This window comes from Promicromonospora iranensis, from assembly GCF_028994775.1.
Classification (GTDB): domain Bacteria; phylum Actinomycetota; class Actinomycetes; order Actinomycetales; family Cellulomonadaceae; genus Promicromonospora; species Promicromonospora iranensis_A.
Genome location: NZ_JAJQMN010000010.1, coordinates 40,017 through 59,796, shown reverse-complemented (window position 1 = coordinate 59,796; position 19,780 = coordinate 40,017). Strand labels below are relative to the sequence as shown.

18 protein-coding genes are annotated in these 19,780 nt (G+C 72.1%); 4 read left to right on the top strand and 14 right to left on the bottom strand.

Translation table 11 applies throughout. The features are described from left to right. Positions 1-41 precede the first annotated feature (41 nt). Positions 42-1,175: a hypothetical protein gene (locus LUU90_RS19090; protein WP_275005363.1), complete on the top strand. Its 1,134-nt coding sequence runs from the start codon at positions 42-44 to the stop codon at positions 1,173-1,175. 191 nt (positions 1,176-1,366) lie between these two features. Here LUU90_RS19090 and LUU90_RS19085 read toward each other — a convergent pair whose 3' ends face one another. The 6 genes from LUU90_RS19085 to LUU90_RS19060 all read right to left on the bottom strand — a co-directional run bounded on the left by LUU90_RS19085 (position 1,367) and on the right by LUU90_RS19060 (position 8,058). Next, the gene (locus LUU90_RS19085; protein ID WP_275005361.1) at positions 1,367-2,719 is read right to left on the bottom strand and encodes a DUF58 domain-containing protein; all 1,353 of its coding nucleotides are present in this window, start codon (positions 2,717-2,719) and stop codon (positions 1,367-1,369) included. A gap of 10 nt (positions 2,720-2,729) precedes the next feature. Continuing rightward, entirely contained in the window at positions 2,730-3,794 is a 1,065-nt protein-coding gene (locus LUU90_RS19080) for an AAA family ATPase (protein WP_275005360.1), read from the bottom strand. Then, complete coding sequence (locus tag LUU90_RS19075) at positions 3,791-5,101, bottom strand: DUF4350 domain-containing protein (RefSeq protein WP_275005358.1); 1,311 nt, start codon at positions 5,099-5,101, stop codon at positions 3,791-3,793. The genes LUU90_RS19080 and LUU90_RS19075 overlap by 4 nt, the downstream gene beginning before the upstream one ends. Beyond that, positions 5,098-5,721, bottom strand: a complete 624-nt coding sequence (locus LUU90_RS19070) for a DUF4129 domain-containing protein (RefSeq protein WP_275005356.1) — start codon at positions 5,719-5,721, stop codon at positions 5,098-5,100. The genes LUU90_RS19075 and LUU90_RS19070 overlap by 4 nt, the downstream gene beginning before the upstream one ends. A gap of 1 nt (position 5,722) precedes the next feature. Continuing rightward, positions 5,723-6,955 carry a DUF7544 domain-containing protein gene (locus LUU90_RS19065; protein ID WP_275005355.1) on the bottom strand — a complete coding sequence of 411 codons (1,233 nt, stop codon included), beginning with the start codon at positions 6,953-6,955 and terminating at the stop codon, positions 5,723-5,725. Between the two features lie 113 nt (positions 6,956-7,068). Next, positions 7,069-8,058 (bottom strand): stage II sporulation protein M, encoded by a 990-nt coding sequence (locus LUU90_RS19060; protein ID WP_275005354.1) that lies wholly within the window; start codon positions 8,056-8,058, stop codon positions 7,069-7,071. A gap of 67 nt (positions 8,059-8,125) precedes the next feature. Between LUU90_RS19060 and LUU90_RS19055 the strand changes: the two genes are divergently transcribed. Further along, on the top strand, positions 8,126-8,953 hold the full coding sequence (locus LUU90_RS19055) for an RDD family protein (protein WP_275005353.1): 828 nt from the start codon (positions 8,126-8,128) through the stop codon (positions 8,951-8,953). Positions 8,954-8,995: 42 nt separating this feature from the next. Here LUU90_RS19055 and LUU90_RS19050 read toward each other — a convergent pair whose 3' ends face one another. The 3 genes from LUU90_RS19050 to LUU90_RS19040 are packed head-to-tail and all read right to left on the bottom strand — an operon-like array spanning position 8,996 to position 12,334. Further along, the gene (locus LUU90_RS19050; RefSeq protein WP_275005352.1) at positions 8,996-10,189 is read right to left on the bottom strand and encodes an acyltransferase family protein; all 1,194 of its coding nucleotides are present in this window, start codon (positions 10,187-10,189) and stop codon (positions 8,996-8,998) included. 40 nt (positions 10,190-10,229) lie between these two features. Then, a complete protein-coding gene (locus tag LUU90_RS19045) occupies positions 10,230-11,291 on the bottom strand; it encodes a glycosyltransferase family 4 protein (protein WP_275005351.1) in 1,062 nt (353 codons plus the stop codon). 11 nt (positions 11,292-11,302) lie between these two features. Beyond that, positions 11,303-12,334, bottom strand: a complete 1,032-nt coding sequence (locus tag LUU90_RS19040; RefSeq protein ID WP_275005350.1) for an alpha/beta fold hydrolase — start codon at positions 12,332-12,334, stop codon at positions 11,303-11,305. A gap of 127 nt (positions 12,335-12,461) precedes the next feature. Here LUU90_RS19040 and LUU90_RS19035 point away from each other — a divergent pair, with 127 nt between their 5' ends. After that, positions 12,462-13,394, top strand: a complete 933-nt coding sequence (locus LUU90_RS19035) for a hypothetical protein (protein WP_275005349.1) — start codon at positions 12,462-12,464, stop codon at positions 13,392-13,394. Next, a complete protein-coding gene (locus LUU90_RS19030) occupies positions 13,391-14,575 on the top strand; it encodes a glycosyltransferase (RefSeq protein ID WP_275005348.1) in 1,185 nt (394 codons plus the stop codon). Before LUU90_RS19035 ends, LUU90_RS19030 begins: the two co-directional genes overlap by 4 nt. A 73-nt stretch (positions 14,576-14,648) precedes the next feature. Here LUU90_RS19030 and LUU90_RS19025 read toward each other — a convergent pair whose 3' ends face one another. The 5 genes from LUU90_RS19025 to LUU90_RS19005 all read right to left on the bottom strand — a co-directional run bounded on the left by LUU90_RS19025 (position 14,649) and on the right by LUU90_RS19005 (position 19,769). Next, a complete protein-coding gene (locus tag LUU90_RS19025; protein WP_275005346.1) occupies positions 14,649-15,980 on the bottom strand; it encodes an Nramp family divalent metal transporter in 1,332 nt (443 codons plus the stop codon). A gap of 103 nt (positions 15,981-16,083) precedes the next feature. Further along, positions 16,084-17,028 carry a glycine betaine ABC transporter substrate-binding protein gene (locus LUU90_RS19020; protein WP_275005344.1) on the bottom strand — a complete coding sequence of 315 codons (945 nt, stop codon included), beginning with the start codon at positions 17,026-17,028 and terminating at the stop codon, positions 16,084-16,086. Between the two features lie 76 nt (positions 17,029-17,104). After that, positions 17,105-17,890, bottom strand: a complete 786-nt coding sequence (locus LUU90_RS19015) for an ABC transporter permease (protein WP_275005343.1) — start codon at positions 17,888-17,890, stop codon at positions 17,105-17,107. Next, positions 17,890-19,128 (bottom strand): betaine/proline/choline family ABC transporter ATP-binding protein, encoded by a 1,239-nt coding sequence (locus tag LUU90_RS19010; protein ID WP_275005341.1) that lies wholly within the window; start codon positions 19,126-19,128, stop codon positions 17,890-17,892. Before LUU90_RS19010 ends, LUU90_RS19015 begins: the two co-directional genes overlap by 1 nt. Further along, entirely contained in the window at positions 19,125-19,769 is a 645-nt protein-coding gene (locus tag LUU90_RS19005) for an ABC transporter permease (protein WP_275005340.1), read from the bottom strand. Before LUU90_RS19005 ends, LUU90_RS19010 begins: the two co-directional genes overlap by 4 nt. Positions 19,770-19,780 lie beyond the last annotated feature (11 nt).

The window sequence follows — 19,780 nt, the reverse complement described above, 5'->3', positions numbered from 1 at the left end:
GAACTTTTATGGGCGGTACTCAGAAGCTACGGCTAGCCGCCATGGCCACTGCCGTCACGCTGACAGCCACCGTGGTGAGCGTGCCGATGGCCTGGGGCGCGACGCCCACGGCCCCGGTCACGGCCCCGGTCTCTGCCACGGACGACGACGGTATCGTGTCGACCGTCGCACCGGTACTGAAGACGAACGGGTCGACGGCCCGGACCTACTCGCAGCAGGAAGCGCGCCGGGTCGACGCCCAGGGCGGCGACCCCGCGGTCCTCGACTACTGGACCCCGGAACGGATGGCCGCGGCCACATCCCTCGACGAGGCCGGTGACCGCGCGTTCGTGGCCGAGAAGGCGCAGACCCTCGCCCGCACCATGGTGGCCGACGCCTCCGCCGCGAGCAAGGCGCCCGTGGGCAAGGCCGCGGCGGACGACGTCGTCGTCACCCGGCCGGCGGCGCCCGCCGACGCCGAGGCGGTCGGTCAGGCCGGCGGCATGCAGCCGCTCGGGGTGAAGAGGTTCCCGATCAGCACCGGCAAGCTCTTCATCGGCGGTGTCAACGGCGACCGGTACTGCTCGGCCTCCGCCCTCAACACCCGCTCGAAGCGTGTGGTCATCACCGCCGGGCACTGCGTGCACAGCGGGCGGGGCGGCAGCTGGTACAACAACGTGGTCTTCGTACCGAAGTACAACGGGTACGCGAGCGAGCCGGCGCCGTACGGCATGTTCCAGGCGCGCACGCTGCACACGTTCCGGGCGTGGACCAGGTACGGCGGCACCACGCGCGGCTGGGGCCGGGACGTCGGGTTCCTGTCCACCTACACGAACGCGAACAACGCGCGCGTCGTCAAGGCCGTGGGCGGCAACGGGCTGATGATCAGCAAGTCCTTCCGCTTCACCGCGGCGATCTTCGGCTACCCGTCCAACCTCGACAACGGCGAGGTGATGTGGGCCTGCACGGGCACCGTGGCCAAGGTCAAGGCTGTCCCGCACACGTCCAAGATCGTCGGCTGCAATTTCGGCGGCGGGTCCTCCGGTGGGCCCTGGGTGTGGAAGTACGACGGCCGCACCCGGCTGGGATACACCCGTGGCGTCACGTCGTTCGGCCCCTCGAACAACAAGTTCATCGGGTCGCCGCACTTCGACGTGAAGGTGCGGAGCCTGGCCATCGTGGCCAACAACGCCTGACAGAAGCAGACCGAGCCCCGTTCGGGCGCGGATCCCCGCCGGTGCGGTTCCGGCGGGTCCGCACCGGACGGGGCTCGGTGCTGTCGACATTCAGTCGACAGGCGGCGAGGGCAGGCGGCGCGTACGACTGGGTGGGCCGCCGCGGGACCACAGCGGGTCGCCGTCGGGCCCGCAGCGGGTCGCCCTGATCGTCAGAGCCGCCCCGCCGCCTTGAGCGCCAGGTACTCGTCCGCCAGGCGGGGAGCCAGGTCGTCCGGCAGCGCCTCGACGACGTCCGCCCCGTAGCGGCGCAGCATCGTCGTGACGGCAGTGCGCTCCAGGTCACCGCGCGCGGCTGCCGCGGCGTCGTACACCTCGGCGACCGAGTCCCGGCCGGAGCGCAGCCCCGCCACCTCCTCGTCGGCGACGGACGCGACGACCACCGTGTGGTCGCGCGCGAGCTGGTCCACCACGGGCAGCAGGCCGTTCTCCACGGCCGCCGGGTCGAGGGTGGTGAGCAGCACCACGAGGGCGCGCTGCGTCATGCGCGTCCGGACCTGCGCCACCACACCTGGCCAGTCCGTCTCCAGCAGCACCGGTTCGACGGTGGCCAGGGACTCCGCCATGGCCGGCATGAGCCGAGGGCCGGCCGCGCCCACCACGCGGGAGCGCACCGTCCGGTCGAACGCGACGAGCTCCACCCGGTCACCCGCGTGCCCGGCCAGCGCCGCGAGCAGCAGCGCCGCCTCGATGCTGGTGTCCAGCCGGGGTGCGCCGGTCGAGTCCGCCGCGCCCACCCGTGCGGCGGACGTACGGCCCGTGTCCAGCACGATCAGCACGCGCCGGTCCCGCTCGGGCCGCCACGTGCGCACCACGACCTCACGACGCCGCGCGGTGGCGCGCCAGTCGATCGAGCGCACGTCGTCGCCCACCACGTACTCCCGCAGCGAGTCGAACTCGGTGCCCTCGCCGCGGATCTGCACCGCGGCACGGCCGTCCATCTCCCGCAGCCGTACCAGGCGCGAGGGGAGATGCTTGCGGCTCGCGAACTCCGGCAGCACCCGGAGACGGCCCGGTACAGGCAGGGTGACCTGACGGCCCGCCAGTCCGAGCGGGCCGAGGCTGCGGATCGTCACGCCGCCCGCGGTCCGGTCGCCCCGCCGGGTCGGCACGAGAGTGGTGGGCAGGCGCGCGGCCTCGCCGTCGGGCAGGTCCACGTGGTGGCGACCCGATCCGCCCGCCGCGGGGCGTACCCGCTCGGTGTTCCCCCGCCCCGGACCCGCGCCTGCCGAGGGCCCCCACGCGTCCCGGACCACGGCGCGCAGCCGCCGCCCGGAGACGTTCCGGAGCACCAGCTCGCTCGTCGCCTCGGAGCGCAGCCGGACCGAACCCGGTACCCGCCGCTGCACCGCCACCCGTCGGGGTGAGGCGGCCAGGACCAGGTCGGCGACGCAGGCCAGGACCACCACCACCGACCACACGAGGACCGTCCCGTTCGCCGGCAGGAGCAGCACGGGAACCACACCGAGCCCCATCAGGGCGGCGGCCCGCCACGTCACGACCATGCGCCCGGCCTCAGCGCGGCACGGGCACGGAGGCCAGCACCGTGTCCAGCACGCCCTCGGCGGTGACACCCTCGAGCTCGGCCTCCGCACGCAGCTGCACGCGGTGCCGCAGCGTCGGGTGGGCGAGCGCCTTGATGTCGTCGGGGGTCACGAAGGAGCGTCCGGACAGCCACGCCCAGGCCCGCGCCGTGCGCAGCAGCGCGGTCGCGCCACGCGGCGAGACGCCGAGCGAGAGCGACGGCGAGAAGCGCGTGGCGCGGCAGACGTCCACCGCGTACCCGAGCACCTCACGCGAGACCTGGACCCGGGCCACCTCGGCGCGGGCGCGCTCGAGGATGTCGGCGTCGGCCACGGGGGTCACGCCGGCAGCGGCCAGGTTGCGGGGGTCGAAGCCCGCGGCGTGCCGGGCGAGGACCTCCACCTCCTGGTCGCGCTCGGGCAGCGGCAGCACGAGCTTGAGCAGGAACCGGTCGAGCTGGGCCTCCGGCAGCGAGTAGGTGCCCTCGTACTCGACGGGGTTCTGCGTGGCGATCACCAGGAACGGGTCGGGCAGCGGGCGGGGCGTGCCGTCCACCGAGACCTGCCGCTCCTCCATCGCCTCCAGCAGTGACGCCTGGGTCTTGGGGGGCGTGCGGTTGATCTCGTCCGCCAGCACCAGGTTGGTGAAGATCGGGCCCTCACGGAACGAGAACTCGGCGGTGCGCGCGTCGTAGACGAGCGATCCCGTCACGTCGCCCGGCATGAGGTCGGGCGTGAACTGGACGCGCTTGGTGTCCAGCTTCAGGGCCGCGGCAAGGGTGCGGACCAGGAGCGTCTTCGCGACGCCCGGCACGCCCTCCAGGAGCACGTGCCCCTGGCAGAGCAGGGCGATGAGCAGGCTCGTCACGGCCGCGTCCTGCCCGACGACGGCCTTGCCCACCTCCGTACGGACCGCCGCCAGGGCGGTGCGCAGCTCCTGCGACGGGGCGGGCGGCGTGGGCGGCTCGGTGGTCTGCTGCGGCGCCGGGGTCGGCTGCGGCTCCGTCGGCTCAGCGGGCTGAGGCGCGGGCTGCTGGGGGAAGGCTGGTTCGGTCACGGTCGGTGGACCTCGCTCTCCAGGATGTCGAGTCGGCGCGCGAGCTCGGCGAGCGCGGCGTCGTCAGCGGGGGGTGGGCCGTAGAGCAGGTCTGCCACCTGCTGCGACGGGCGGTTGGTAGCGGCGACGACGGCGTCGACCACGGTAGTGGCGTCGGACGAGCGGGCGAGGCCGAGGCGCGTGGCGATCCGGTCCGCCGTCGACGCCCGCAGGCCGGCGGCCGCGTGCCCGCGGGCGCGCGCGGCCCGGTAGAGCCGGGCGCGACCGCGGGTGGCCTCGGCCGACCGGACGAGCACCGGCAGGTCCTCGACGATCAGCGGTCCCATCCGCCGCACGCGCCACAGCGCGAGCAGCACGGCCGCGAGCACGGCGATCAGGGCGACGGGCGCGGAACCGGGCGGCATCAGCTCGTTCACCTGGCTGAGCTCGGCGGGTGTGGGCTCGTCGTCACCGGTGCTGACGTCCATCGGGTCCGGCACCAGCCAGACCAGGTCCTCGTGCTGCCCGAGCATCCGCAGCGCGAGCGCCGCGTTGCCCTCCTCCAGGACGGTGCCGTTGCGGAGCACCGCCGGGTCGGTCACCACGGTCACCGACCGGTCCGGGAAGTCCAGGCGGGCGTAGGCGTAGGCGCCCAGCCCGTCGGGCCAGCACAGGACCGGGCGCACGTCGTCCCCCGCGGTGGACGTGTCGGTCAGGCCGGGCCGCAGAGCGAGGTCGCCCGCCGCCCGCGCCGTCGGGTCGTCGCACTGTGGGGCCACGGGCGCGTCGGCCTCGCCGTACGTGGAGTCGAGGGTGTTCCGGCTCACGCCTCCGACCACGCCGAAGTCGGGGTTGAGGACCACGAGATCGGCGCCCGTCCGGTTCAGGGCGGAGACCTGGTCGTCGGCGAAGAACGACGGGTTCGGCGTGACCAGGAGGGTGCTGTCCGGTCCGGCGGCCGACACGGCCTCGGCCACGGTGGTCACGTGGGTGATTCGCACCCCCTGGTCCTTCAGCACCTCGGCCACGGCCATACCGCCGCCCTGCTCCGGGTTGTCCGGGGCGTACGGGGCGGCCGACGTCGGTGGGCGTACCACCGCAAGGAACACGACGAGCAGGGCGACCACCACGAACACCGTCAGGGGCCAGCGCAGCCGGCGCCACCTGATCGCGGCGCGGGAGCGGCCGGTCGTGTCGTCGCCGATGACCACCGGAGCGTCGTCCGCGGGTCCCGTCGGGGCGCCGGACGCACCGGCGGGCGGGGTAGGTGGCGTCGGCGAGGGCGGTGCGGGGCTGGGCGGCATCGCGGCCGGCGGCAAGGACGTCATACGGCGACCCCGGGGCGAGCGGCGGTGACCGCGGCATCGAGAGCACGCAGGTCCGCGTCGTCCGCCGCCGTGGCGACACGATCGCCGTACTCGACGCCGTCGAACAGGTCGGCGCCGGAGCGCAGGCCGGCGGCCTGGTCGGGCAGGCGCACGCCGGCGTCGGCCGCGGCCTCCTGGGCCGTGCGGCCGGGTCGCGGCTCGATGATCACACGTTCCTCCAGGGAGCGGACGACGGCACGGAAACGCTCGATGGACGCCGTCCGCCAGTCACCCGACGCCGCCGCCGCGTCGGCCGCGGCGCGCATCTGCGCGGCGGTGCGGGCGTCGTCGCTGTCGAGCACCTCGGCGGACCGCGCGCGCTCGCGCCCGAGCCGTACCGGCCCGGCCACGAGCCAGGCGATGAGGAGGACCACCGCCGCGACGAGCGCGACGGTGATCCCGAGCTGCGCGCCGGAAATCGGCGCGACGGGCCAGTCGATCCTGCTCAGCCAGTCCAGCACCCAGCCGATCAGGCGCATCAGCAGCGACTCCCGCTCGGCGTACTCGGGGCGCTGCAGCTCGCTGCTGAGCCATTCACGTGCGGTGTCCCGGTCCGGGACGACGGGCAGATCGGCCCTCATGTCACTTGTCCGACGCGGCCGCAGCCGCGGCCTGCAGCTGCACGTCCAGTCCCTCGCGTCGCATCCGGGTGTCGATGTAGAGCAGGGCGACGACACCGCCGAGGAACAGCACGCTCATGCCGCCGGTGATGACGTACGTGATGCCGTAGCTGACCGCGAGACCAGCGCCGCTCTGCATCACCATGAACAGGCCCAGGAGGAGCCCCACCGGGATCGCGACGACCTGGCCGATGATGCTGAGGATGAACGACGTCAGCAGGTAGATGCCGAGCACCCGCCAGAACGTGCCCCGGGTCAGCTTCCATGCGCGCCGGCACGTCTCCCAGAAACCGCCGCCCTCGACCGCGAGAGCCGGCGGGATGAGCACGATGCGGGTGAACGCCCACACCAGGCCCACCACGAGCGCGGCGAGCACGAGGAAGATGCCGATCACACCGACGGTCGGGTCGACGAGAAACAGGCCCGCGACGATGCCGACGGCCAGGGCGTACGCGAGGATCACGGCGAGCATGCTGAGCAGCGAGAACCCGATCAGGAACCATGCGCGCCTGGCGGTGCGGGCCCAGGCGTCGGACACGGAGATCTTGCGCCCGATGACAGAGTCGCTGACGGAGATGGCCATGACGCCCATCGCGAGCGGCGTGGCGAGCGTGAGCAGCAGGCCGGTGCCGAGCGCCGACCCGTAGGTCACGCCGAGCATGTCCTGCGTGAAGCCCAGGTCCTCGAACGCCGGGTCCGAACCGACCTCGGCGAACAGGCTGCCGAACAGATCGGTGAAGAGCGTGGTGAGCGGGATGCTGATCAGGGTGCCGACCGCGACGGCCGCGACCACGATGATCGCCGTCAGGCCCAGCGTCACGCCCGGGTTGTGGCGGACGGCGCCGAACGCGCCGTCGTACAGCTCGCCCAGGCTGAGCGGGCGCAGCGGGACGATGCCGGGCTTGTCGGCCGGCGGGCGGTAACCCGGGACCTGCGAGGAGTACGGGGTGTACTGCCCGTACTGGCTCTGGCCGTACTGCGCCGCGGGCTCACCCTGGGGTGCCCCGTACTGGGGTGCCCCGTACTGCGGTGTGCCGTACTGGGGCTGGGCCGGGGCGGGCGGCGCGGCGGGGTCGTACCCGGGCGCGTACTGACCGTACCGCGGCGGCTCGCCCCAGCCGGCGGGCTGGGACCCTGCGGGCTGTTGGGGCGTCGGCTGCGCCGGCTGGTCGGGTGCGCTCTCGGGCGTCGTCATGGGGGCGTGCTCCCGGGTGTCGTCTTGGGGTCGTGCCTGCGCGGCAACCCTAGTACGCGGGGCTGACAGCCGGCCGCGAAACTGGCCGGTGCGGCGGCAGCTCCGCGCAACTGTCACCCAGCCGTGACCACGGTGGCTCCCGCCTCGTGCTCGGCGAGGTCTCCGGTGGCACCGGCGCGGGCGGCCCGCCCGCCCAGCACGTACACGTAGGCCCAGAACGCGGCCAGCACCACCGCGCCGATCACGATCTTGAGCCACCAGTACATCTCCGACCCGGTGACGAAGCCCTCCACGATCCCGGAGACGCCGAGGGCCACCGCGAGGCCGATGACCGTCGTGATCAGGGAGCGCCCTTCGGCGGCCATGGCGACCGACCGCTTGCGGTGCCCGGGGTCGATCAGGGTCCAGAAGAGCCGCAGCCCCGCGGCGCCCGCGACGAAGATGCAGGTCAGCTCGAGCAGGCCGTGCGGCGCGATGAGCGTGAGGAACAGGTCGAGCTGGTCGTGGGCGGCCATCATGCCGCCGGTGGCGCCGATCTGCACCGCGTTCATCCAGAGGACGTTCAGCGTGAAGTAGCCGGTGATGCCTCCGGCCACGGCCAGCGCGGCGATCCGCGCGTTGTTGGTCCACACGACGCCGGCGAACCCGGCGCCCGGCTCGTAGTAGGAGGCGAACGCGTTGTTCACGTATTCCTCCTGCGCGGCGGGGGGCATCAGGTCGTTCATCGCGTCGGGATCGGTGGCGATGTAGATGCCGGAGACGATCGCCACGAGCACGCAGGCCGCCGTGACCGCGTGCGACCACCAGCGGATCCGGTAGAACGCGGCGGGCATCGACACCACCGCGAACCGGACCACCTCGCGCCACGCGGGCTCGTGCGACCCGGCGATGCGGGTACGTGCCCGGTTCAGCACGTCCGACAGGCGCGTGACCAGCGCGGGGTCCGGCGCGGCGGACCGGACGGTCGAGAGGTGCGTGGCCACCGACTGGTACAGGCGCACCAGCTCGTCGGCCTCGGCGCCGTCGAGACGGCGGCGCGACGAGAGCTCCTTGAGGCGGTCCCACTCTGCGGCGTGCACGGCGGTGAAGGCGTCGATGTCCACGGCGGTAGTCTGCCGCACAAGAGTTACGACGTGACCTCGAAAGCCCGACACCCCGACCGGAGGAACCGTGCAGGACGGCATAGTCATCGGCGAGGGCGTGGTGCTGGACGCGCGTCCGGCGTCCTTCATCACCCGGGCGATGGGGGCGATGCTCGACTTCGTGATCCTCGCCGTCGTCGTCATCATCGTCCTGGTCCGGGTCGGCGTGTGGTTCTTCGAGACCGCCGCGGCGAGCCAGGACGTCGCGGTGATCATCTTCTCCGTGGTGAGCGCGCTGGTCGTCGTGGGCCTGCCCGTCGCGATCGAGACCCTGTCGCGCGGCCGCTCGATCGGCAAGCTGGCGTGCGGCATCCGCGTGGTGCGCGACGACGGCGGCCCCGTCCGGTTCCGGCACGCCCTCGTCCGCGCCCTGATCGGTGTGTTCGAGCTGTGGCTCACGCTCGGCGGGATCGCGGCCATCACGTCGCTCGCCAACGCGAAGGGCAAGCGCCTCGGTGACCTCGCCGCCGGCACGTACGCCGTGCGGGTGCGGGGCGGCAGGCCGGCGTCGGCCCCGATCGTGATGCCCCAGACCCTGGCCCCGTGGGCGCACACCGCCGACATGCGCCGCCTGCCGGACGGGCTTGCGCTGGCCGCCCGCCAGTTCCTGGGCCGCGCCGCCCGGCTCGCACCCGAGTCCCGGGCCAGGCTGGGCGACGACCTCGCCGGCCGGATCGAGCGCTACGTGGCCCCCGGGCCGCCGGCCGGGACCCATCCCGAGGCGTTCCTGCACGCCGTCCTGGCCGAGCGCCGTGACCGCGAGCTCGCCGCCGGCCAGCGGGAGCGCCAGCGGGCCGAGGAGCAGGCCGAGCTGCTGCACCGTCTTCCGTTCGCGGTGGCGGACCCGCCCCGCTGAGCAGCCCCACCGAACGGCCGGCCGGGCCGCGCGGGCCGGGCCTCAGGACAACCGGGTGGCCTGCGTGTCCGACAGCCTCGAGAGGCGCGAGCGCACCGCCTCACCACCCCGCTGCAGCCCGGTCTGCACCGCCCGGCGCAACCGGGCCGACGTCGGCCGCTCGACGCCGTAGTGGATCACCACGGCCAGGACCAGGCTCAGCGCACCGGCGGCGATGAGCGCGACCGTCCGGGTCGTCTCGTGCGCCAGCACGTCGATCACGGCGTACCCGAACTGGGTGTGCACCAGGTAGATCGGGTACGTCAGCGCGCCGACCGTGCCGAGCACCGCCGCCGTCCGACGGCGTGGGACCGTCCGGCCCGGGAGCGTCGTCGCCCAGACGGCGACCACGCTCGCCAGCAGGAGCATCACGGTGATGACCGGGTTCACCGGCACGCCCTGCAGGTCGGACGCCCGGCCGGCGGCCTCGAGGACACGCAGCACGCAGAGCGTGACACCTCCCACGAGCAGCGCGCTGCTGATCAGGTCGAAGCCGTCGCGGTACACGAGGAACAGCAGCATGCCGACGGCGAAGTACGGGGCGTAGTTCGGCACCAGCAGGTCGGTGAGCCAGTGGGCGCCGAGCTCCTGCGCCGCCCAGCCCGTCAGCGGCCAGAGCGTGGCGAACGCCAGCACCCGGTTGCGGGTGAGCGGGCCGAACGCCAGCACCACGAACACGAGCAGGTAGAACTTGAGCTCCACCAGCAGGGTCCAGAAGACGACCTGGACGCCGGTGACCGCGAACAGGTCCTGCACCATCGTGAGGTTGACCAGCGTCTCGGTCAGGGAGGTCTGGCGGCCGCCCGACCACACCTGCTGCAGCCCCGCCGTCAGCACGATGCAGGCCCAGTACGCCGGGAAGAGCCGGCCTACGCGTGAGGCGACGAAGCCGGCGACCCCCCGGCCGTCGGCGCTGAGCAGGATCACGAACCCGGAGATCATGAAGAACAGCTCGACCGCGAGCCAGCCGTACCGTGTGACCTCGTTGAGCATCGGGAACGCGTCCACGGGGTCGACGCCCCAGTAGCTGGTCACCGTCGACGTCGCCGTGAAGTGGTAGAGGAGTACCGCCGCGGCGGCGCCGAAGCGCAGGCCGTCCATCGCCACGAGCCGGCCGGAGGATTTCCGGCGCTCGTCACCCGTGGTCGTGGCGGTTGCCTCGGGCAAGTTCGCAGGCGTGCTCTTCAGGCTGGTCATCGCCGCAGACCTTAGATCACGGAACGATAACGGTCAAAATTCACCCTACCAGAAGCGCGAGCAACACCTTGGCCGAAGAGTTCCAGTCGTATCCTGCGGCGCGGATCCGGGCGGCGGCGGATCGCTCGGCCCAGACCCCCGGGTCGTCGAGCTCGCGGACCGCGGCGACGAACCCGTCGACGTCGTCCGGGTCGACGTACGCGCCCGCGTCCCCGCCGACCTCACGGAACACGGGGATGTCGCTGACGACGACGGGCGTACCGACCGCCATCGCCTCCACCAGCGGGAGCCCGAAGCCCTCGTCCCGGGATCCGGAGACGAGCGCCGTGGCGCGGCGCAGGACATCGCGGTAGACCTCGTCGGACGCGCCGTCGTGGAACACGAGCGCGCCTTCGCCGGCGAGCCCCCGCAGCCGCTCCCGCTGCTCGGCGGTGACCGGGCTCATGAGGTGCAGCTCCCACCCGGGCAGCCGCGCCATGGCGCGCGCCGGCAGCTCGACGTTCTTGTACGGCATGAACGAGCCCATGTAGACGAGCGAACGGGTCCGGGCGGGGGCCGCCTGGCCGGCCGGCAGCTCCGGCACGGGGTCGGGCGCGTTCGGCACGACCGTCACCTCGCGCCGGGTCAGGCGGTGACGCGCGATCAGGTCGCGCGTGGTCTCCGAGACCGTGACCACCGCGTCGGCCCGGTTCAGCAGCAGACGCTGCGGCCACCACGCGAGGTGGAAGGCCCGCCACAGCAGGCGCACGGCGGCCGGCAGGTTCCGGGGCGGCGTGGGGTGCCGGTAGTAGATGAGGTCGTGCAGCGTCAGGACCACCCGGTAGTCGCGTCCCCAGGTGCCCATGGTCTGCATCGGGCTGAACACGACGTCGGCGCCCGTGCGGCGTACCTGTCGTGCGACGAACGGTTCGCGCCAGCTCGTCGGGGCGCTCACCAGGTGCCACGGCAGGCCGTCAGGCAGGTGGTCGAGCTGGCGCTCGTCGTCGACCAGTACCTCGACGGGGTGCAAACGCGCCAGCGCGGTCACGATTCCCGCGGTGTACCGGCTGATGCCGTCGTGGCGGCCGACCCGCAGATATCGGCAGTCGACGACGATCTTCACCTGATCTTCCTTCACTGTTCGTCCCGCCCGGTCCTGGCCTCGTCGAGAGCCCCCAGGAACCCCGTGATCTCCCGCGCGACGACGTCCGGCGCCTCGTAGTGCGCCAGGTGTCCGACCCGCGGGACGACGACGAGCCGCGCACGCGAGAACATCGCCTCGAGCACGCGCTGCGCGGGCAGCGGGGCGACGTCGTCGTTCTCCGACGCCACCAGCAGCGTCGGCGCGCCGATGGCCGGGGCGTAGGCGGCGACGTCGGTCCCGACGGACGCGTGGAACGCCTCCAGCAGCGAGCGCCGGTCGGCGAAGCCCGAGAAGTACCTGTCGTGCTCCGCGTGGATCCAGCGCCGCAGGCTCCGGTCGCGGGTTGTGACCATCGCCACGCTCGCGATCCGGGTGAACAGTTGATGACGCAGAAGTGCCGTCCCGATGACCTCCGGGAGCGCCGCGGCCAGCCGGTGCACCCCCACCGTCACGGCGCTCAGCACGCGCCGGGGCCCCGCGAGCGCCGCCGTCGCTATCGGGTTGACCAGGACGAGACCCCGCACGGCGGGCGCGTCGGACGCCGCGACGGTCGCGGCCGCGACGATCGACCCGAAGGAGTGACCGGCCAGGACCGCGTCCCCCTCAGGGCGGACGGCATCCCCCTGAGGTATGACGTCGGCCAGCAGCTCGGCCGTCCAGGCGGCGTAGCCGGCGACGTCGTGCACACCGTCCGGGAGCGGTGCCGAAGCACCGAACCCCGGCAGGTCCGGCACCCATACCTGCAGGTCAGGGCGCTGTAGCAGGAGATTCGCAACGATCGGCTCCAGGCCGTGGTGGTCGCCACGGAGGCCGTGCAGGAACACGAGCCGGTGCGGCGCGAGAGGGTCGCCGTACACCCGGACGTGTGCGTGGACGCCCCGGATCTCCCGGTCCTCGTCGCGCGCGGATGTGCCCGCGACGAGTCCCGCGTACGGTGCGTTCTGCGGGGGCGCGTGCGGTGCGCGCTGCGCTGCCTCGTGCGGCGGCGCGGCACGGCGACGCGGGTGCGTGTCGGTGTTCATCGCGCTGACCCTAAGCACGTGAGCGGCCGCCGCGGGAGGGGTCCGAGAAAGATGGGGGTAAACCCCCATGCGATTCCGGGGGGAAACCTGGTGGCGGAGAAGGCCGTCCTTACGTCACCGTTGACCCATGCCAGCCATAGCGGTCGCCCTCGCCGTCCTCGGCGCCGCCCTGTTCGCCGGCGCTGCGGTACTGCAGCATCGCGAGGTCGCCGACCTCTACGGGCAGCCACTCCCCCGCGAACGTGTCCTGTCCCTCCACCGCCTCGCCAGGATCGCCCGGCGACCCGGCTGGTTGGCCGGGTTCGGGCTCGCGGCAGGCGGCACGATCGTTCATGCAATCGCCCTGGCGCTCGCACCGCTCCGTCTGGTCCAGCCGATCGGTGTGCTCGCCGTCCCGGTAGCGGTGCTGTTCTCCTCGCTCCGGTCACGGCGTGCGCCAAGCCGCAGCGTGCTCCTCGGTGTCGCCCTGACCATGGCCGGCGTAGCGGTGTTCGTCGCGGCCTCGGTCGGTGCCGCGACGGGCGACGTGCCCCCACCCGGCTCGACCCTGCCGACGGTCCTCATCGTGGGCGCCGTCGTCGTCGCACTGGGCGCGGGCGGCCTGGCGACCGGCGGATGGCTGCGCTGCGTCGCCTGCGCGACGGCGGCTGCCACCGCGTTCGGCCTTCTCTCCGCGCTGATGCGGGTGATCTTCCAGGAGCTCGCGGGCGGTACCCCCTGGTACGACCCGCAGGTGCTCGGTACGGGAACGAGCGCCGTCGTCGCGATGGTGCTGGGCGGCTGGCTCGTGCAGCAGGCCTACCCCTCCGGCCCGCCCGAGGTCGTGGTCGCGTGCCTCACCGTCGTGGACCCGATAGTGGCCGTGCTCCTCGGCGCGGTCCTCCTCGGTGAGGGCGCCGACACGCCCCTCGCCACCTGGTTCCTCCTCGGCGGTGCGGCACTCGCCGCCGCCGCCGGGGTCCTCGTCCTTGCTCGGCTTCACCCCGACGCCGTCGCGGCCCGCGCGGCGCGTTCCACCCCTTCGAGACTTCCCGAACCATCGAGAGGTACAGCACAGTGAACCTGCCCGGTACTCCCCGCACGATCTTGATCGGCGCCGATACCTACCCGCCTGCCGTCAACGGTGCCGCCCGGTTCGCCGGCAGCCTGGCCACCGGTCTGGCCCGCCGCGGGTACGAGGTGCACGTCGTCGCGCCGTCGCCGACCGGCCGGCCCGTCCGCGAGGAGCGCGACGGCGTCGTCCTGCACGGCCTGCGTTCCAGCCGGTACCCCACGCACCACAACCTGCAGATCTCCCTGCCCTGGGAGACCCGCCGGGCGGTCACCGAGGTCCTCGACGAGGTCCAGCCCGACGTCGTGCACACCAACGGCAGCTTCATCGTCGGCCGCGCCCTGGTCGACGCCGCGCACCGGGCGGGCCTCCCCATCGTGGCCACCAACCACCTGATGCCCGAGAACCTCGTCGGCTACCTCCTGGTACCCAGCACGATGCACCGCGCCGTCGGGCGCCTGCTCTGGCAGGACATCGGCCGCGTCTACGCGAAGGCGGACGTCGTCACCGCCCCCACCCCGCGCGCCGTCGACCTGCTCGCACAGCACGCCGGGCTCACCCACGCGATCCCGGTCTCCAACGGCATCGACACCGACCGGTACACCACCACCGTCCGGGAGGGCCGCACCGAGCCGACGGTCCTGTTCGTCGGTCGTCTGGACCAGGAGAAGCGGGTCGACGAGATCATCCGGGCCTTCGCCCTCCTCCCCGCCGACCTGCCCGGCCGCCTCGAGATCGTCGGGACCGGTGTGAAGGCCGACGAGTGGGCGGCGCTCGCCGCGTCCTCCGGTGTGTCGCACCGTGTCCGCTTCCGCGGCTACGTGCCCGACGACGAGCTGCTGACCGCCTACTCCTCCGCCGACGTGTTCTGCATGCCCGGCGTGGCCGAGCTGCAGAGCCTGGTGACCCTCGAGGCGATGGCCTCGGGTCTGCCGGTCGTCGCCGCCGACGCGATGGCGCTGCCCCACCTGGTGCGCCCCGGCGTCAACGGCTGGCTCTACACCCCGGGCGACGTGCGCGAGCTGGCGAACCGGATCGGCGACCTCCTGGCGGACGCCGACCTGCGCCGCCGCATGGGCGCGGCCAGCCGGGAGCTCGTCGCGGCGCACGCCGTGGACGGCACCCTCGACGCGTTCGAGGCCATCTACGACAAGGTCCAGAGCATGCGCGAGACCGCAGCGGCCGCCTGACCCTTCCAGCTGGTCGAGCCCGTCGGGACCGGTCCCGGCAGGCTCGACCAGCGGCGCCCCGCCAGCGACCCGGTCAGCCGCCCAGGAGCGGCGCCACTGCCTTGATGAGCTCGTTGCCACCCAGGAACAGGAACATCGCGGCGACCAGGACGAGGATCACGTTGATCCACCACCGGTTGCGCCACTGCAGCGGCACGGCCTTCGAGTTCATGAGGATGAGCAGGGTGAGCGCCAGGAACGGCATGAACAGCGAGCCCAGCGCGCCGTAGATCACCACGAGCAGGATCGGCCGGTCGAGGAACAGCAGCGCCATCGGCGGGAACGTCAGCCACAGGATGTACATCCGGTAGTACGTGCCGCCTGCGCCACGGCGGCGGTCGTCGCTCGGCAGGTTGCGCATGGTCGCGACGAAGTCCGCGAACATGAGCGACACCCCGTGCCAGACGCCGAGCACCGACGAGAACGTCGCGGCGAAGAACCCGACGAGGAACAGCGGGGCCATGAAGGACCCGTACCGCTGCGAGAGCACGTCGGCGAGCTCGATGAGCCCTTCCTCGCCGTCGGCCACGGCCATGCCGGCGGAGTACAGGAGCTCGGCACCCACGATCAGCATGGACACCACGAAGATGCCGGACATGACGTAGGCCCAGGCGTTGTCGATCCGCATGACCCGCATCCAGCGAGGCGTGTCCCAGCCCTTCTCGGCGAGCCAGTAGCCGTAGGCGGCCAGGGTGATCGTGCCGCCGACGCCGCCCGCGAGGCCGAGCGTGTTGAGTACCGCGCCCTCCGGGATGATCGGGACCAGGCCCGCGGCGATCTCACCGAGGTTGGGGGTGGTCAGCAGCGCCGAGCCGACGACGGTGACGAACATGACGCCGATGAGGACCGCCATCACGTTCTCGAACGGCTTGTACTTGCCGAACCAGACGAGCAGCAGGCCGGCGACACCGGCGAGCATCGCCCAGTACCGCACGTCGATCCCCGGGAACAGACCGTTCAGCGCGAGGCCGGTGCCCGACATCGCGGCGGCGCCGAAGCTGAAGCCCCACACCACCACGTAGATGCCGAAGTAGACGACCGCCCAGAGGCCCAGCGACTTCCAGCCGTCGAAGATGGTGCGGCCGGTAGCGAGCGACCAGCGGCCGGCGCCCTCGACCAGCACGATCTTGATGACCACGCCGAGGATGACCGCCCACAGCAGCGCGTACCCGTAGTTGCTGCCCGCGACCATGGTGGCGACGAGGTCGCCCGCGCCGATACCGGTGGCGGCGACGATGAGGCCCGGACCGACGATCTTCCAGCGCGGCTTCTCGAGGGGTCCGTCGTACCCGGCGGCAGCCCCGCCGCCCGGCGTGGACGCCCCCTCGGTCAACCCTTGCGAAGTGACCTCATTGTCCTTTTCCATGGCGAGACTGTACCCAGGCTTTCACCCGCCGGAAAGAGGCACGCCCGCGGCCCGTCCCGCCGGGTGGGCGAGTCGGGCCGCGGGCGCGACCGGAGCCGGGGACCTACAGCAGGCCCTGCTCCGTCAGCCAGTCCTCGGCCACGTCCGCGGGCTGCTCCAGGTCGACGGAGACGCGCTCGTTGAGCATGGTCATCTCCTCCTGGGTGAGCGCGGCGGAGATCGGGTCGAAGATCTCGTCGAGCTGGTCGCCGTACTGCTCGTAGACCTCCTCGCGGAAGACGGGGCTCGGGTTGTACAGGGGGAAGAATCCCTTGTCGTCCTCGAGCACGGTCAGGTCCAGCGAGGCCACCCGGCCGTCGGAGGTGAACACCTCACCGAAGTTGCAGGGGTCCTGCGCGTCCGCCGCCGTGTACACGAGCGCGGTGTCGAGCACCGTGACGTCGTCCCCCACGAACTCGAACCCGTACGTCTCCTCCAGGCCCGGCAGGCCGTCGTCCCGCGTGGAGAACTCGTTCTCGACGCACACCGTCACGGCGTCCGGGTCGTCCTGGGCGAGAGCGGCCAGGTCGGAGAGCGTGGTGGGGTTGCCCAGCTCCTCGGCGGCCTCGGTCGGGAACGCGAGCGCGTAGGTGTTGTTGAACTCCGCCGGCTGCATCCAGACCAGCTGGTTCTCCTCGAGGTCGCGGTCGCGTACGGCCTCGTACTGCTCGATGCGGTCCGGGATCGCCTCGGTCTCGCCGAAGAAGCTGATCCAGGCGGTGCCGTTGTACTCCCAGTAGGTGTCGATGTCACCGGAGGTCAGCGCGGCGCGCGCCGCGTCGGTGCCGCCGAGGTTGATCTGGTCGTCGACCTGCGCGCCGGCGTTCTCCAGCGCGAGCTTGGTGATGTTGCCCAGGACGAGCTGCTCGTCGAAGTCCTTGGACCCCACGACGATGTCGGCGCCGTCGAGGGCACCGCCGGTCGCGGACCCGCCGTCGTCACCTCCGCCGCACGCGGCCAGCCCGAAGGACAGCGTGACGAGACCTGCCGTGGTGAATACCTTTTTCATGCGCATTGATGCTCCTTTCGAGAGCGTTGTTCGTCGAGAGTGCCGCTCCGCGCGAGGCCCGCTCACGGGCGTCGCGTCACAAGCCCCGTGGGGCGAGCAGCCGGCCGAGAGCCCCGGCCAGGTAGTCGACCAGCAGCGCCAGCGCCGAGACCAGGACCACACCCGTGATGAGCACGGGCGTGCGGTTGAGCGTGATGCCGTTGTAGACGATGAAGCCGAGCCCGCCCTGGCCGAAGAACGTCCCGAGCGTCGCGGTGCCGACGTTGATGATCAGGGCGGTGCGGATGCCGGCGATCATGACCGGGAAGGCCAGCGGCAGCTCGACCCTGAGGAGCACCTGCAGCGGCGACATCCCCATACCGCGGGACGCCTTGACGGCCGTGCGGTCCACCTGCTCCAGCCCCACCATGGTGTTGCGCAGGATGGGCAGCATCGAGCAGGCCACGAGGCCGATGATCATGGGCCAGAAGCCCAGCGAGGTCCACAAAATCACGATGGTGATCAGCCCGAACGACGGCACCCCCTGGCCGATGTTCGCGACCCCCAGCACCGCGGGCACCACCGGGCGGGCGAACGGCCGCGACAGGAGGACGCCGAGCGGGATCGCGAGCACGATCACGATGGCCGTGGAGACGGCGGTCATGTGCAGGTGCTCGAGCGTGCTCCGCGTCAGCTGGTCGGCGTTGAGGGTGCGCCGCTCGATGGTGTCCAGCTCGAGCGAGCCCACCCACAGGTAGGTGGCACCCAGGATCACGGCGAGCAGCACCGGCATGCCGAACCAGCTCAGCCCGGAGCCGCCGCGCCGCAGCACGGCGCTGTCCGGCCCGCCGGTCGCCCGGGTGGCGAGTGCGGTGTCCGCCATCAGCGCGCCCGACCGTCGGCCGGCTGCTGGGCGAGCTTCTGGGCGAGGTGGAACCGCTCGTACTCGTCCCGAACCGTCCGGACCACGATCATGATCGTCTCCAGGTCCACGATCCCCTGATAGGCCCCCGACCCGTCGACCACCACCGTGCAGCCCACGTTGGACGCGATGAGCTCGTCGAGCGCGTCCGCCAGCGTCGCGTGAGGCTCGACGATCGCCTCGACGGGCAGGCCGACGTCAGCGAGCGCCGCGCCCCGTTCGGCGCGGCCCAGGTCGCGGCTGGTGACCCACCGGACGGGGCGGCCGGCCGCGTCGAGCAGCAGCAGGGACGTCCAGCTGGACGCCAGCAGCGCGGCGCGCACCTCGGCCACGGGTGCCGAGACGCTCGCCGTCGGCGCGTCCGTCGCCATCTCGATGTCCCGCACGCGGCTGAGGTTCAGCCGCTTCAGCGAGGCGCCCGTCCCGATGAAGTCCGACACGTAGTCGTCGGCCGGGCTCGTGAGCAGGTTCTCCGGCGTGTCGTACTGGGCGATGTGCGACTGGTTGCGCAGCACGGCGATCCGGTCGCCCATCTTGAGTGCCTCGTCGATGTCGTGCGTGACGAAGATGATGGTCTTGCGCACCTGCTGCTGCAGCCGGAGGAACTCGTTCTGCAGCCGCTCTCGCGTGATCGGGTCGATGGCGCCGAACGGCTCGTCCATGAGCATCACGGGCGGGTCCGCCGCGAGCGCCCTGGCGACGCCCACGCGCTGACGCTGTCCGCCGGACAGCTCCTTGGGGTAGCGCCCGCGGTACGTCGCCGGGTCCATGCCGACCATCTCGAGCAGCTCGTCGACTCGTGCGGCGATCCGCGCCTTGTCCCAGCCGAGCAGCTTGGGCACGATACCGACGTTCTGCGCGATGGTGCGGTGCGGCAGCAGCCCGGTCTCCTGGATCACGTACCCGATGTGCCGGCGCAGCTCGTCCGGGTTCGTGTGGGTCATGTCCTTGCCGTCGATGAGGATCCGGCCCGACGTGGGCTCGATGAGCCGGTTGATCAGCTCCATCGAGGTGGTCTTGCCGCAGCCGGAGGGGCCGACGAGCACCGTGATCTCGCCCTCGTCGACCGTGAGCGTGAGACCGTCCACCGCGGCCTCCGCGGTACCGGGGAACCGCTTGGTGAGGCCCAGGAGCTCGATCATCGGCTTGGCGCCGGACCTCGCCGGGCCGGGCTGCGTCAACGTGTCGGTGGTGGTCATCGGATACCTCGCGAGATGGTGAGTCGGCGGATCAGGAGGAAGGCGGCATCGAGCAGGAGTGCCAGCACGATGACGCCGAGCGTGCCGCCGTACACGAGGTTGGGGGCGCTCGCGTTGCCCTGGGAGCGCAGGCCGCGGAAGATCTCGGTACCGAGACCGGGACCGCCCACGAGCGCGGCGATGGCCGCGATACCGACGACGACCTGCGTGGAGACACGGATGCCGGTGAGGATCACCGGCCAGGCCAGGGGCAGCTCGACCCTGAGGAGCCGTTGGAAGCCGGTCATCCCCATGCCCTGCGACGCCTTGACCACCGCGGGGCTCACCGAGGCGAGGCCCGCGACCGTGTTGCTCACGATCGGCAGCAGCGCGTAGAGGCTGAGGGCGGCGATAGCGGGTGGCGCCCCGATGCCGAACACCGGGATGAAGATCGCGAACAGCGCGAGCGACGGCAGGGTCAGGAAGAACCCCGCGGTGCTGAGGATCGGGTTGCGCAGGAACCCGTTGCGGTGGGCCACGATCCCGAGGGGCAGGCCCACGACCAGCGCGATCCCCATGGAGACGAGGACCAGGTTGAGGTGCTCGAGACCGAGCTCGAGAAGGTTGTCATAGTTACGCGTCAGGTATTCGGTAAAGGTCACAAAGGCTCGTT

Excerpts from the sequence above, each read along its gene's own strand:
- LUU90_RS19090 (WP_275005363.1), top strand. The coding sequence starts at position 42 with ATGGCCACTGCCGTCACGCTGACAGCCACCGTGGTGAGCGTGCCGATG.
- LUU90_RS19085 (WP_275005361.1), bottom strand. The coding sequence starts at position 2,719 with ATGGTCGTGACGTGGCGGGCCGCCGCCCTGATGGGGCTCGGTGTGGTT.
- LUU90_RS19075 (WP_275005358.1), bottom strand. The coding sequence starts at position 5,101 with ATGACGTCCTTGCCGCCGGCCGCGATGCCGCCCAGCCCCGCACCGCCC.
- LUU90_RS19070 (WP_275005356.1), bottom strand. The coding sequence starts at position 5,721 with ATGAGGGCCGATCTGCCCGTCGTCCCGGACCGGGACACCGCACGTGAA.
- LUU90_RS19065 (WP_275005355.1), bottom strand. The coding sequence starts at position 6,955 with ATGACGACGCCCGAGAGCGCACCCGACCAGCCGGCGCAGCCGACGCCC.
- LUU90_RS19050 (WP_275005352.1), bottom strand. The coding sequence starts at position 10,189 with ATGACCAGCCTGAAGAGCACGCCTGCGAACTTGCCCGAGGCAACCGCC.
- LUU90_RS19040 (WP_275005350.1), bottom strand. The coding sequence starts at position 12,334 with ATGAACACCGACACGCACCCGCGTCGCCGTGCCGCGCCGCCGCACGAG.
- LUU90_RS19035 (WP_275005349.1), top strand. The coding sequence starts at position 12,462 with ATGCCAGCCATAGCGGTCGCCCTCGCCGTCCTCGGCGCCGCCCTGTTC.
- LUU90_RS19025 (WP_275005346.1), bottom strand. The coding sequence starts at position 15,980 with ATGGAAAAGGACAATGAGGTCACTTCGCAAGGGTTGACCGAGGGGGCG.
- LUU90_RS19020 (WP_275005344.1), bottom strand. The coding sequence starts at position 17,028 with ATGAAAAAGGTATTCACCACGGCAGGTCTCGTCACGCTGTCCTTCGGG.
- LUU90_RS19015 (WP_275005343.1), bottom strand. The coding sequence starts at position 17,890 with ATGGCGGACACCGCACTCGCCACCCGGGCGACCGGCGGGCCGGACAGC.
- LUU90_RS19010 (WP_275005341.1), bottom strand. The coding sequence starts at position 19,128 with ATGACCACCACCGACACGTTGACGCAGCCCGGCCCGGCGAGGTCCGGC.